This window comes from Bradyrhizobium sp. P2_E8 (assembly GCF_056403875.1).
Genome location: NZ_JBFUES010000089.1, coordinates 1 through 13,178, shown reverse-complemented (window position 1 = coordinate 13,178; position 13,178 = coordinate 1). Strand labels below are relative to the sequence as shown.

The following is a 13,178-nucleotide window of genomic DNA, read 5'->3' as shown; positions in this document are numbered from 1 at the left end:
GCACGGGACGATCCGATTATCCCAACCAGATCAACAACGTTCTCTGCTATCCCTTCATCTTCAGGGGCGCGCTCGACTGCGGAGCGACGACCATCAACGAGGAGATGAAGCTCGCGACGGTGCGTGCGCTGGCCGATCTGGCGATGGCGGAAGTGCCCGAGGTGGTCGCTGTCGCGTACAAGGGGGAGAATCTTCGCTTTGGCCGCGACTATCTCATTCCAAAGCCGCTCGATCCGCGGCTCATCGAGGTCGTGGCGCCCGCGGTTGCCAAGGCTGCGGCGGACAGCGGCGTCGCCAGGCGTCCGATCGCGAACATGAACGCGTATCGCCAGCAGCTGAGCCGGTTCGTCTACCATTCCGGCAACGCGATGCAGCCGGTGTTCTCGGTAGCGAAGGGAAGCGGCAAGTCGCTGCTTCTGGCCGAGGGCGAGGACGAGCGCGTGCTGCGCGCGGCACAGGTTGTCGTCGACGAGCGGATCGCAAAGCCGTTGCTGGTCGGTCGGCCATCGACCATCGAGGAGCGAATCAAGTCCTTCGGTCTCCGGCTCAGACCAGGCAGCGACTGCGAGATCATCGATCCACACGATTCCCAGGTTTATTCCCAGTGTGCGGATGTCTACCACGGGCGCAGGAAGCGTGATGGAGTGTCAGCGGCGTTGGCGCTTTCGGAGACGCGCAGCAACGCGACCGTGCTCGCCTCGATCCTTCTCGAAAGGGGGCTTGGCGATGCGATGCTGTGCGGGGTCATCGGCAGGACGTCCGATCACCTGACGGCGATCCGCAACGTGATTGGAACGCGGGATGGACTGCGGACGCTCGCCGTGATGCAGATGCTCATCCTGCAGCAGCATCAGTTGTTCATTTGCGACACTCACTGCAATCTCAATCCGACCGCCGAACAGGTCGCCGACATCGCATTGATGGCGGCGGCAGAGGTCAGCCGGTTCGGCATCACGCCGCGCGTCGCGTTGCTGTCGCATTCGAGCTTCGGAAGCTCCGCGGTGCCGGAAGCGCACAAGATGCGGGAAGCGCGGGCGATCATTCTCGAGCGATCCCCCGATCTCGCGGTCGAAGGCGAGATGCGCGGCGACGCGGCGTTGTCGCCGTCCGTGCTGCACCACGAGTTTCCGGATTCCGGTTTCGAGGGTCCGGCGAACGTGCTGGTGATGCCGAATCTCGACGCCGCTAACATCTCGTACAATCTGCTCAGGATGGCGGCGGGGCAGGGGTTGACGGTGGGCGGAATCCTGCTCGGCGCGGCGAAGCCGGCCCACATTCTGACGCCATCGTCCACCGTTCGGCGAATCGTGAACATGGCGGCGGTCGCGGTCGCGGATGCAGTGTCCGAGAGGGCCTGATCTGGAGGATATGCATGGGCGGGGTTGTGAGCGCGCTTGGTCGAGGCCATCATGAGTAAGCCGCAATTGGGAAAATCCCGGATTGTGATCGTCGGAGGCGGGGCTGGCGGACTGGAGCTTGCGACCCGCCTCGGCGACCAATACGGACGCAAGGGCAAGCTCGACGTCTCGCTGATCGAGCGAAACCGTACCCATGTGTGGAAGCCGAAGCTGCACGAGATCGCAGCCGGCAGCATGGATATCTCGGCTCACGAGGTCGACTATCTCGCGCAGTCCTATTGGCACGGCTTCCGCTATCGCATCGGGGAGATGATCGGGATCGACCGGGACAAGCGCCAGGTGCTAGTGGCGCCCTATCTCGATTCAGAAGGCCGGGAAGTCACTCCGAAGCGGATATTTGACTATGACGTCCTCGTGGTGGCCGTTGGAAGCCAGAACAACGATTTTGGTACGCCCGGTGTCGCCGATCATGCCATCAAGCTGGAATCGCAGCTTGATGCGCGGCGGTTTCACGAGCGCATGGTCAATGCCTGCATCCGCGCTCATGCCCAGTCGGCGCCATTGGGAGCGCACCAGCTGAAGGTCGCGATCATTGGCGCCGGGGCCACCGGTGTCGAGCTGGCCGCGGAGCTCCACAGGACGACGCGGGAGGTGGTGGCGTATGGCCTCGACCAGGTCGATCCGCAGAAGGACATCAGGATCACCCTGATCGAAGCCGCCGATCGCGTGCTACCTGCGCTGCCTGAGCGGGTTTCGAAGGAGACGGAGAAGCTGCTTGCCAGACTCGGGGTCAATGTGCTGACCGGCGCCAAGGTGTCAGAGGTTGGTCCTGACCGCGTGAGCCTGACGGATGGCCGGTCGATCCCCGCGGAATTGATCGTCTGGGCGGCGGGAGTCAAGGCGCCCGACTTCCTCAAGGATATCGCCGGCCTCGAGACCAGCCGGATCAACCAGCTCGTCATTCGGCCGACGCTGCAGACGACGCGCGACGATGCCATCTTCGCAATCGGTGACTGTTCGGCCTGCTCATGGGGCGAGCGCGGGAACGTCCCGCCGCGCGCCCAGGCGGCTCACCAGCAGGCGTCCCATCTTTATTCGCAGATCCCGCGCTATCTGCGCGGCGAGCCGCTCAGGGACTATCGCTACAGGGACTTCGGGTCGCTCGTGTCGCTCGGCGAATTCAGCACGGTCGGATCGATGATGGGCGCGCTCGTGGGCGGCAGCCTCGTGTTCGAAGGCATGTTCGCGCGGATGATGTACCTGTCGCTCTACAAGATGCACGAACACGCGCTGCATGGTTCGATCAAGGTCGCGCTCGACACGCTGGCCCGGCTGATCACCCGGCGCACCGAACCGCATGTGAAGCTGCATTGACACTTGATTCACGCAGGATGCTGCGTGAAGCCGGAGGAATGTTGATGGACGCCGTGTTCCTTGCGCGCATGCAGTTTGCCGCCAACATCACGTTCCATATTCTGTTTCCATCGATTTCGATCGCGCTGGGCTGGGTGCTTCTGTTCTTCAGGTTCAGACACCTGCGCGCGACTGATCCGCAGCAGAAACGCGACTGGCTTCGCGCCTACCGTCAATGGACCAAGGTGTTCGCCCTGACATTCGCGCTCGGCGTCGTCAGCGGCGTTACCATGAGCTTCCAATTCGGCACCAATTGGCCGGGTTACATGGAGCGCGTTGGCAACATCGCCGGCCCGTTGCTCGGTTATGAGGTTCTGACGGCCTTCTTCCTGGAAGCGGGCTTTCTCGGCGTCATGCTGTTCGGCCATCGCCGGGTCGGCGAGATGGTTCACCTGGGAGCGACCATCCTCGTCGCCTTCGGCACGTTGCTGAGCGCATTCTGGATCCTCGCGCTCAATTCATGGATGCAGACGCCCGTCGGATACGACATCGTGGGCGGTCAGTTTCACGCGCGCAGCTGGCTGGAGATCGTCTTCAATCCGTCTTTCCCGTATCGCCTGGTACATATGATACTGGCGTCCGCGCTGACCTGTGCGTTCCTGCTGATCGGGGTCAGCGCCTGGCAGCTGCTGAAAGGCGTCGCCATAACCAGTGCGTCACGCGTGCTGCGGACCGGGCTCATCCTTGCAGCGCTGGCCGCACCGGCACAGATGGTGGCGGGTGACTTTCACGGGCTCAATACGCTGAAGCATCAGCCGCAAAAGATCGCGGCGGTCGAAGGGATTTGGGAGACGACGCGGGGCGTACCGTTGCTGCTGTTCGCGATCCCGGACGATACGGCGAGGACAAATCGTTTCGAATTGGGCGTACCGAAGCTCGCAAGTCTGATCCTCCGGCACGATCCCGAAGGGGAGCTCAAAGGGCTGAACGAGTTTCCCTCGGCCCATCCGCCAGTCCTGCCGCTGTTCTGGTCATTTCGGATCATGGTGGGCACCGGCATCCTGATGCTGCTCGTCAGCTGGATCGGCCTGTGGCGGCATTGGCGCGATGGGTGGGATTTCACAAGAATGCCGCGGTCGATGCTCGGGACATTCGCGGGCATGACCTTTGCCGGCTGGGTGGCGACCATAGCCGGATGGTACGTCACGGAGATCGGCCGGCAGCCTTTCATTGTTTCCGGTCTCATTCGAACCGCTGACGTTGCTTCGCGCGTGCCGTCATCGAGCATCGCTGTGACATTCTTCGTCTATGTCGCGCTCTATCTGGCGCTGCTCGCCGCCTATATCGGCGTCCTCAAATATATGGCCGAGACCGCCGACAAGAAGTCGTACGCGAGTACGTCGGCCGTCCTGCCAGGGGAGCCGCAGCCATATCGGGGCGAGGGAGAATTCGCATGACATCGTTGTCGTTCGACGAATTGCTTCCGCTGATCTTCATCGGCTTGATGGGCGTGTCGCTGCTCGTCTATGTGGTGAGCGACGGCTACGATCTCGGGGTCGGCATGTTGATGCATCGGGCGACATCCAAGGAGCGGGATACGATGGTCGCATCCATCGGTCCGTTCTGGGACGCCAACGAGACCTGGCTGGTACTCGGCGTCGGGCTTCTCCTGATTGCCTTTCCCAAGGCGCACGGGCTGGTGCTGTCGGAACTATACTTGCCGACCACGCTCATGCTGGTCGGCCTGATCCTGCGTGGCGCAGCCTTTGATTTCAGGGTCAAGGCCAAGGCCAGCCGGAAGGCAATGTGGGACCGTCTGTTCATCGCGGGGTCAGTGCTCGCGTCGGTATGTCAGGGCTGGATGCTCGGCCGCTATATCAGCGGCTTCGGAGAGGGGTGGAACTATCCGATCTTTGCCGGCGCCATCGCGGTTGCCCTGCCGATGGCGTATGCGCTGCTCGGCGCCACCTGGCTGGTGATGAAGACGGATGGCCCGCTTCAGGACAAGGCGATCGAGTGGAGCAAGATCGCCTGGCCGCCCATGGTCATCGGCCTGATCCTGATTTCGATGGCAACACCCTGGATCAGCGAAACCGTCCGCGTGCGGTGGTTTACCTTGCCGGCGATCATCGCCGTCGCGTCGATTCCGATGACCGCAACGATCGCGCTCGTGACCATGCGTGCGTTGCTCGGCACATCCGCCGTGCGTGGCTCCCTCTGCTGGTTGCCGTTTGCACTGCTTGTGCTCGTCTTCCTGCTGAGCTTCCTCGGCCTCAGCTACAGCATCTACCCCTTCGTGGTGATCGACAGGCTCACGGTCTGGGAGGCCGCCAGTAGTCCCGATGCGCTCAAGGTCATCCTGATCGGGGTCAGCCTCACGCTGCCCGTCATCGTCGCCTATACCGGATTTTCCTATCGCGTATTCCGGGGCAAAACCATAGAGTTAGATTATGCGTGAGCCATCCTTTGCCATGGCCGACGCTCCTCGGTTTGTTCTGGTTCACAAGATGACGGAGCTTCCATTTCCCGTGCACATCACCAGGAGGTCTGAAGTCGGTTCGACGGCGTCCAGCTCCGTGAGTTGGCTTGTTCGCGGAACAGCTGCCCTTGCCTTGGTCGCAGCCGCTTCCTGGCTCGGATATGCCCTGGCTTTGCAACGTGGACTTGACCGTTTGCATGCTGCCGCTCAGCAACGGCTTGCGGTGGAAGCGGCTAGGCTCGACGGTCATCTCTCCAGGTTTGAATATTTGCCGTCACTCCTCGAGACATCCCCAAGCGTCTTCAAGTTGCTCGGTGATCCCGCCAATCCCGCGCTGCAGCAATCGGTCAGCCTGTATCTGAAGTCGATCAATCTACTTGCCGGGGCCGACAACCTTTACGTTCTGAGCGTCTCGGGTGAAGCCTTGGCGGCGGCCGACTTCGATGACCCCGGCACGCCGGTCGGCCGGAATCTGTCATATCGCCCTTATGTGAGCGAGGCGCTCGCGCGTGGCCGTGGCGCCTTTTTCGGGGTCGGCATCACCAGTGCGCGCGCCGGCTATTATCTGTCCTATGCTCTTAAGGAGGGCGGGGCCACCAAGGGGATCGCCGCCGTCAAGGTCAACCTGGATTCGTTCGAGCGCGGATGGCGCGATCTTGCCGGCGACGCACTTCTCGTCGACGAACGGGGCGTGACGATCCTGGCCTCCCGCGAGCCGTGGCGCTATCGCCCGTTGGCGCCGCTATCGCGTGAAATGCTCGATGATATTGCGCGGTCGAGGCCTTACGCGGATCACGACCTGACGCCGCTCGGATGGACCGTCCTCGCCCGGTTCGAAGACGGGGCCGCACGTGTCACCACGGGCAATGGGACGGCCTACACGGTCAGCGAGCTTCCAATCAACCTGGGCCTCTGGAAGCTCGTGCTTCTCGATGACGAGGCGCCGACCCGGCAGACCGCCCTGATCATCGGCGCGCTGTCGGGTCTTGCCTCCGTCGTTGCCCTGCTGGCCCTTGGGCTCGTGATGCAGCGCCGGAGCGAGATCAGGCAACGGCTAGCCAATCAGGCGGCCTTGCAGGCGGCGCACGACACGCTCGAGACCAGGGTGCAGGAACGAACCGCCGAGCTGCGCGCGGCGCAGGATGAACTGGTCCATGCCGGCAAGCTGGCTGCTCTCGGGCAGATGTCAGCTGGAATTGTGCATGAGCTGAACCAGCCCCTGGCCGCGCTGCAGACCGCGGCCGACAATGCAATCCTGCTGGTCGATCGCGGGTCGGTCGCCGACGCGCGCGGCAACCTCACACGGATCGGCGAGTTGGTACGTCGGCTCGGGCGGCTGACCGGCCAGCTCAGGGTTTTTGCCTACAAGTCGAGCAGCCCGCTTGATGCGGTCTCGGTCGAACAGGCCGTGAGCGAGTCGCTCAAGATACTCTCCGCGCGCGTCAAGGAGGATGGCGTCCGCGTCGTCACCGACATTGACGCCGACCTCAGCGTCCTTGCCGACCAGACGCGGCTCGAGCAGCTGTTGTGCAACATCGTGGCGAATGCGCTGGACGCCGTCGAGGGCGTCGAACGAAAGTCGATCGTGATTCGGGCCGGCAAAGAGAGACAAGCCGCCCGCTGCCGCATCGCCATCAGCAACAGCGGCCCCGCGATCGCCCCCGACGTTCTCAGGCGCATGTTCGAGCCGTTCGTCACGACCAAGCCCGCGGGCAAGGGCCTCGGCCTTGGCCTGATGCTGTCGAACCACATCGCGCGTTCCTTTGGCGGCGAATTGCGCGGGCGAAATCTTCCTGATGGCGCCGAATTTGTCGTGATCCTTCCATTGGCCGAGGTGACGGAGGCGGCTTCGCATGGGCGATGAGCAATCCATTGGCGTGATCTATGTCGAGGACGACGAGGACGTCCGCATCGGCGGCGTTCAGGCGCTCGAACTTGCGGGGTTTTCGGTCTCGGGATTTGCGTCGGTCGAGACCGCTAACGATTCCGTGCGCGCCGAGATGCCCTTTGTCGTGGTTTGCGACGTGCGGCTGCGCGGCAAGAGCGGCCTTGAATGGCAGTCCGATCTGCGCAGGCTGGATCAGGACCTGCCCGTGATCTTGATCACCGGACACGGCGATATCTCCATGGCCGTGCGGGCGATGCGAAACGGTGCCTACGATTTCATCGAGAAGCCATGCTCGTCGGAGCAACTCGTATCCGTGGTCCGCAGGGCGGCTGAGAAGAGACGCCTGACCCTGGAGGTTCGCTCGCTTCGGTCCGCGCTGTCGGATCGCCAGGGGATCGAGGCGAGCCTGCTCGGCCGGTCCCCGCAGATCCAGGAAGTGCGCAGGCTCGTATCAACCCTGGCATCGACCAATGTCGATGTCACGATCTACGGCGAGACCGGTACCGGCAAGGATGTGGTCGCGCGTTGTCTGCATAATCACAGCGGGCGGCGAGCCGGCAATTACGTCGCTGTCAACTGCGGCGGCCTGCCCGAGTCGCTTGTCGAGAGCGAGTTGTTCGGCCACGAAGTGGGAGCCTTCACCGGAGCCACCCGCCAGCGCATCGGAAAGATCGAGTATGCCAACGGCGGAACGCTGTTCCTCGACGAGATCGAGAGCATGCCGCTCAGTGTTCAGGTGAAGTTGCTCCGATCGTTGCAGGACCGGTCCATCGAACGCGTCGGAACCAACAAGACGATCTCGGTGGACTGCCGGGTCGTCGCAGCGAGCAAGACGAATTTGTTCGAGCTGAGCGAAAAGAAGCTGTTCCGCGCCGATCTCTACTATCGGCTCGGCGTCGCATTCATCGAACTGCCACCGCTTCGAGAGCGGCGCGAAGACATCCCCCTGCTGTTCGAGCATTTCACGCTGGACGCCGCCAGGCGGTTTGAGCGCGATGCGCCGATTTTGGATGAGCATACGATGTCCGTCCTGCTCGCTTATTCCTGGCCCGGCAATGTACGCGAGCTTCGCAACGTTGCCGACCGTTTCGTACTGGGCGTGCTTGACGGCAAGGCGATCAACAAGCCCGGGTTTGGCACGTCGGATCTGTCGTTGCCTCGACAGCTCGAAAATATCGAGCGATCGATCATCGAGGATGCGCTGCGGCGCAAGCAAGGCGATGTGCAGGCAACTGCAACGCTCTTGGGCATCCCGAAGCAAACTTTGTACGACAAGATCAAGCGTCTCGCCGTCAATGTGGACGGGATAAGGGAAGGGGCGATCGTTCGTTCTGGAGCCTGACTATTTGGGGTGGCGCCCTTGGGGGCAGCCGGACATGCAAGGAAGCAAGGGGGCCAGTTAGAAGCTTCCCGACGCGGAAACGAACAAGCCATCCTTTTTGAGTGAGGGATCTTCGATGAATCAGCCATTCAACATGCCAGACGAGTTTGTCGACGGATTGATAAAGGCGGGGGCCAGCCTGTGGCGCTCTCTCGGAGGAGCAGCGAATGGCGAGCGTGACGGCGCGACGCTCGGCTCGCCCCTGGATTCATCAGGGCGCATCGCCCAGTTGCAGGCGGACTATCTAAAGGGCTTGTACCAGCTTTCGGAGCACATCATCAAATCCGCAGCAGGCGGGCAGGGCGAGGCGGCCGTCGAAACTCCGCGCGGCGACCGCCGGTTCAATGCCACCGAATGGCGCGACAATGCGCTCTACAGCATACTGAAGCAATGCTACCTGCTGAACTCACGCTATTGCACCGAGTTCGTCGAAGCGCTGGATCTGGATGACAAGGAAAAGCACCGGCTGCGTTTCTTCACGCGTCAGTTCGTCGAGGCGATGAGTCCGACGAATTTCGTCGCTACCAATCCCGATGTCATCAAGCTCGCAACCGATACCGAAGGCGAAAGCCTCAAGGTTGGCCTCGACAATCTGGTGGCGGATCTTGGCAAAGGCAATTTGACGATCACGGACGAGACCGCATTCGAGGTTGGAAAGGACGTCGCAACGTCCAAAGGCGCGGTCGTGTTCCAGAACGAGCTGTTTCAGCTCATTCAATACGAGCCGGCAACAGAGCAGGTGGCCGCACGGCCGCTGTTGATCGTGCCGCCCTGCATCAACAAGTTCTACATCCTGGACCTCCAGCCAGCCAATTCTTTCGTCCGGTTTGCCGTCGAACTCGGCCTGACGGTATTCGTGGTGTCCTGGCGCAATCCCGATGCTTCTTGCGGGCACTTTGGCTGGGATGACTATGTCGAACACGGAGCGATGCGCGCCATCGAGATCGTTCGATCGATCGCCGGTGCTGACAAGATCAATGTCGTCGGCTGGTGTGTCGGAGGAACCATCCTGTCGTCGGCGCTCGCGATCCTGCGGACGCGCGGCGACGAATCGGTCGCCAGCGTCACTTTGCTGACCACCATGCTCGATTTCCGCGAGCCGGGGGATCTCGGCGTGTTCGTGGACGAAGAGAGCGTGCGACAACGCGAACAGACGATCGGCAATGGCGGCATCTACCGCGGTGCAGAGTTGGGATTCGTCTTCCAGACCCTGCGTTCGAAAGAACTGATATGGCCCAATGTGATCAACCATTATTTGAAGGGAAAGCCGCCCGAGCGCTTCGATCTCCTGTTCTGGAACGCGGATGTCACCAATCTGCCGGGGCCCATGTATTGTTGGTACATCCGTAATATGTATCTGGAGAACAATCTGCGGCATCCCGGTAGATTAACGATGTGCGGCACGCCGGTCGATTTGGGGCGGGTCGACGTGCCGGCCTACGTTCTGGCGACCGTCGAGGATCACATCGTGCCGTGGCGTTCCGCCTACCGCACGACAGGGCTGTTCCGTGGCGACACCCGGTTTGTTCTGGGCGCGAGCGGGCATATCGCCGGCGTGATTAACCCAGCCTCGAAGAACAAGCGAAGCTACTGGGTGTCAGATGAGCGATGCGAGGAGCCGGCGGCTTGGCAGGCCGGTGCCGAAGAGAAGCCGGGCAGCTGGTGGGACGACTGGATCGCCTGGCTCAAGCCTCACGCGGGAGAGCAACTGCCAGCCCGCACTCAACTCGGCAGCAACCTCTATCATCCTGGAGAGGGGGCGCCCGGTCGATACGTAAAGGCCAGGGCGAGCTGACGGCGTTGCCGTCTTTGAGGCATTCCGGCAGATACGGCTTAGCTGTTTCGTGCCATAAAAGATGACGGTGGCGCACGTTTCGCCTGCCTCGAGGCCGGTGATCGCGATCGTTCCCAGCCCCACCTCTTCGCGGCTGTCATCGCCATCGGATAGTCACGTCCATGGTGGAATCGCCCGGACCATCGAGCAGCGCCATCACACCGAAGCGGACGTTGCCGGTGGCGCCCCGATGTTCGAGGTCGGTGTGCAGGAAGTCGCCAGACTTCACGCGACCTCGCGCTCCGTTAGCGCAACCTCTTCGCCGACGGGGACGACCTTGAGCTTGATGAACCGTGTTTCGCCCGTCCGCAACGCTGCGAGCGCCCTTTGTTGGCATGTTGCAGTCCTCAATTGGCCCTTGGAGCTCTGTTCGTTGAGCGGCACAGGGTCGCCTCGTAGACTTGGGCTTCGTAGGAAGCCAACAGAGGCCTTCTTCTGTCATCGAATGCAACGTAGTGCGGCATGTCGATGTGGTTCTCCAGATCCTTCAGGGTCTCCCATATCTCGAAGACGAACATCTCGTCTGCGTTTTCCAACGAAGGGTAATGGGAATAGGCCAGATTTCCGTTCTCCTTCCTCGTGTTTTCGACGTTGTCCATCACAAAGGACAAGAGCTCGTCGCGTTTTCCGGGCTTGAGAACATACTTGACCGACACGACTATGGTCATTTCGAAGCGTCCTTTCGCGTGGCGCCACGCATGAGGCGGGAGGCTTGATATTGGAATCGTGAATGGGTGCAGTCAACGCGCCTGTTCTGCGGCCTCGATCCGACCGCGCAGCCATTTGTCGCGAGTGACTTGAGTCTTACTCACCGTGCCCTCCAAAAAACTCGTTTGCCAGCTCCTGCCTGCTTTGAACATCTGCGCAATGCAAAATCGAAACGAACCTGAATCGAGCGGCTACGAGATCCGCCTGTTCGAATGGTCGCAAGGCATTACGGCTCCGGGGAGGGCGCTTTGAAGAAGACCGGCTTGATCGCTGGCGTCCTGGCCAGCACCGCGCTGTTTTCAACCGCATGGGGCCAGGCCAAATACGGGCCAGGCACATCTGCCACGGAAATCCGGATCGGCAACACTGTGCCCTATAGCGGCCCCGCGTCCGCCGTCGGCGCCATCGGCAAGGCCCTCGAAGGCTACTTCGCGATGGTCAACGACAAGGGAGGCGTGAACGGCCGGAAGATCAAGTTCATCAGCCTCGATGACGCCTATTCGCCGGCGAAGGCGGTCGAGCAGACCCGCAGGCTCGTCGAAAGCGATGACGTGTCCTTCATGCTCGCCAACACCGCGACGGCAAATATTTCCGCAACGCAGAAGTATTTGACGATCAGCAGAAGCTGATGGTCTAAAGAGTGGCGCCGCAAGGGTAGGGCATTCGCGTAAGGCTTGGAGTTGATAGCGCCCCTCAGGCGCAGAACTCCGCGTTCGGCCGATCGCGAAGAGCAATGTGAACTGCAGTGAGGACAAAAATTGATGTCGGGGGTTCGAGTCCCTCTCCCGCTATCAATAATTGCCTGCCAAAGATCGGAGCCGTCGATTTTTGAGCCAACCCTTGCGGGCCGTCGACGCCGTCTGAGGTCGCCGCCGGAAATGATAACGAAGCACATGCCCACCGAGATGATGCCGATGAAGGCTGTGCTGGTCGGCAGTGATTTGCCGCGGCTTTTGGCTGGGTCCAGAAGAATGTAGCCGTCCTAGCCGGACCTCCGCGGCGGGCGCGTGCTGTCGCGCAGCATCAGCATGGCGGGAAGCTTAATGTCCTTCTGCGGCTCCGCCCTGCCGTTCGTCATTAGCGCGATCAGTTCTGCTGCAGCGGTGGCCCCGAGATCGCGACGGGGCTGGACGATGGTCGTCAGGGTCGGCTCGCAATAGTCGGCATAGGCGATGCCGTCGAAGCCAACGACGGAGAGATCGTCCGGGATCTGGAGGCCGGCGGCGCGCGCGGTCTTGATCAGGCCGATTGCCATTTCGTCGTTGGCCGCAAACAGCGCTGTCGGGCGCGACGCGGGCTTGAGCGCCAGAAGTGTCCGGCCGGCCTCGACACCGGTGCGGAAAGTGAAATCGCCGGGCAGGATCAAGCTCGCATCGGTCGCAATTCCTGCGTCGTGCAAGGCCTGTCGATAGCCTTCGAGACGCTGCTGCTCGAGGATGTTGAAGTTCGGCCCCGACAAATAGGCGATGCTTGTGTGGCCGAGCTCAACCAAGTGTCGCACCGCTTCGCGCGCGGTGTCGACATTATTGATCGTGACCTGCGGGAAGCTTTCTCGCGGGATGTACTCGCAGGCGGCAACCAACGGCACGCCCGCGTCGCGCAAGTCGCGGTCGGGGCTGCGCATCACGTGGCCACACAAGAGCAGCACGCCGTCGGCCTGGCCGGCGCAGACCAAGTCGACGTAGCGCGCCTCCTTCTCCGGCGAGCCGGCGAGATTGGCAATAATAAGCCCGTAGCCGGCGGCCGACAGCGTATCGTCGATTCCCTGGAGAACCTCAGCGAAGAACGGGTTGGCGATGTCCGGCACTGCCACCAGCACGACCATGGTCTTCCGGACGCGCAGGTTCCTTGCGGAAATGTTCGGCGTGTAGCCGGTGTCGCGCACGGCCGCGAGTACGCGTGTGCGGGTCTCTTCAATCACGACCTCCGGGCGCGCCAGCGTCCGGCTGACGGTCGCAACCGAGACTCCTGCCAGTCGCGCGACATCGGCGATTTTGGCCGTCTTCTGACGTATCACTCTGGTTCGCTTGGACATATTGAGGCTCGCCATCTCGGCGTCGTACCGGGACTTGCAAAATCAAAAAGTTCTGCTAGAGTTAGGATGTAATCGATTACATTTGATGTGTAAAGCCAAAACGAGCCCATAAGGGCCGCACGCTGAATACACACGCCTGCAA

At 61.7% G+C, this 13,178-nt stretch carries 11 protein-coding genes; 8 read left to right on the top strand and 3 right to left on the bottom strand.

The annotated features are described in order from the left end of the window. The 7 genes from AC1D00_RS07605 to AC1D00_RS07575 all read left to right on the top strand — a co-directional run. The coding region (locus tag AC1D00_RS07605; protein ID WP_477010233.1) for a phosphate acyltransferase at positions 1 to 1,358 on the top strand (1,358 nt) is incomplete at its 5' end. A gap of 51 nt (positions 1,359 to 1,409) precedes the next feature. After that, entirely contained in the window at positions 1,410 to 2,732 is a 1,323-nt protein-coding gene (locus tag AC1D00_RS07600; RefSeq protein ID WP_025575059.1) for an FAD-dependent oxidoreductase, read from the top strand. Positions 2,733 to 2,776: 44 nt separating this feature from the next. Continuing rightward, the gene (locus AC1D00_RS07595) at positions 2,777 to 4,168 is read left to right on the top strand and encodes a cytochrome ubiquinol oxidase subunit I (protein ID WP_477010232.1); all 1,392 of its coding nucleotides are present in this window, start codon (positions 2,777 to 2,779) and stop codon (positions 4,166 to 4,168) included. Beyond that, positions 4,165 to 5,169: a cytochrome d ubiquinol oxidase subunit II gene (locus tag AC1D00_RS07590; protein ID WP_029677340.1), complete on the top strand. Its 1,005-nt coding sequence runs from the start codon at positions 4,165 to 4,167 to the stop codon at positions 5,167 to 5,169. Before AC1D00_RS07595 ends, AC1D00_RS07590 begins: the two co-directional genes overlap by 4 nt. A gap of 70 nt (positions 5,170 to 5,239) precedes the next feature. Continuing rightward, positions 5,240 to 7,054, top strand: a complete 1,815-nt coding sequence (locus AC1D00_RS07585) for a sensor histidine kinase (protein WP_477010231.1) — start codon at positions 5,240 to 5,242, stop codon at positions 7,052 to 7,054. Beyond that, a complete protein-coding gene (locus AC1D00_RS07580) occupies positions 7,044 to 8,420 on the top strand; it encodes a sigma 54-interacting transcriptional regulator (RefSeq protein WP_025575065.1) in 1,377 nt (458 codons plus the stop codon). Before AC1D00_RS07585 ends, AC1D00_RS07580 begins: the two co-directional genes overlap by 11 nt. A 115-nt stretch (positions 8,421 to 8,535) precedes the next feature. After that, positions 8,536 to 10,254 (top strand): class I poly(R)-hydroxyalkanoic acid synthase, encoded by a 1,719-nt coding sequence (locus AC1D00_RS07575; protein WP_025575067.1) that lies wholly within the window; start codon positions 8,536 to 8,538, stop codon positions 10,252 to 10,254. A gap of 136 nt (positions 10,255 to 10,390) precedes the next feature. Here AC1D00_RS07575 and AC1D00_RS07570 read toward each other — a convergent pair whose 3' ends face one another. Together AC1D00_RS07570 and AC1D00_RS07565 are read right to left on the bottom strand one after the other, a co-directional pair. Further along, positions 10,391 to 10,522: a hypothetical protein gene (locus tag AC1D00_RS07570; protein WP_477010230.1), complete on the bottom strand. Its 132-nt coding sequence runs from the start codon at positions 10,520 to 10,522 to the stop codon at positions 10,391 to 10,393. A 118-nt stretch (positions 10,523 to 10,640) separates the two neighbouring features. Continuing rightward, positions 10,641 to 10,961: an antibiotic biosynthesis monooxygenase gene (locus tag AC1D00_RS07565; protein ID WP_025575069.1), complete on the bottom strand. Its 321-nt coding sequence runs from the start codon at positions 10,959 to 10,961 to the stop codon at positions 10,641 to 10,643. 288 nt (positions 10,962 to 11,249) lie between these two features. On the opposite strand from AC1D00_RS07565, the gene AC1D00_RS07560 reads away from it, so the two are divergent. Continuing rightward, on the top strand, positions 11,250 to 11,630 hold the full coding sequence (locus AC1D00_RS07560) for an ABC transporter substrate-binding protein (RefSeq protein WP_477010229.1): 381 nt from the start codon (positions 11,250 to 11,252) through the stop codon (positions 11,628 to 11,630). Positions 11,631 to 11,983: 353 nt separating this feature from the next. Here the strand turns inward: AC1D00_RS07560 and AC1D00_RS07555 are convergent, their stop codons facing one another. After that, positions 11,984 to 13,018 carry a LacI family DNA-binding transcriptional regulator gene (locus AC1D00_RS07555; protein WP_477010228.1) on the bottom strand — a complete coding sequence of 345 codons (1,035 nt, stop codon included), beginning with the start codon at positions 13,016 to 13,018 and terminating at the stop codon, positions 11,984 to 11,986. Positions 13,019 to 13,178 lie beyond the last annotated feature (160 nt).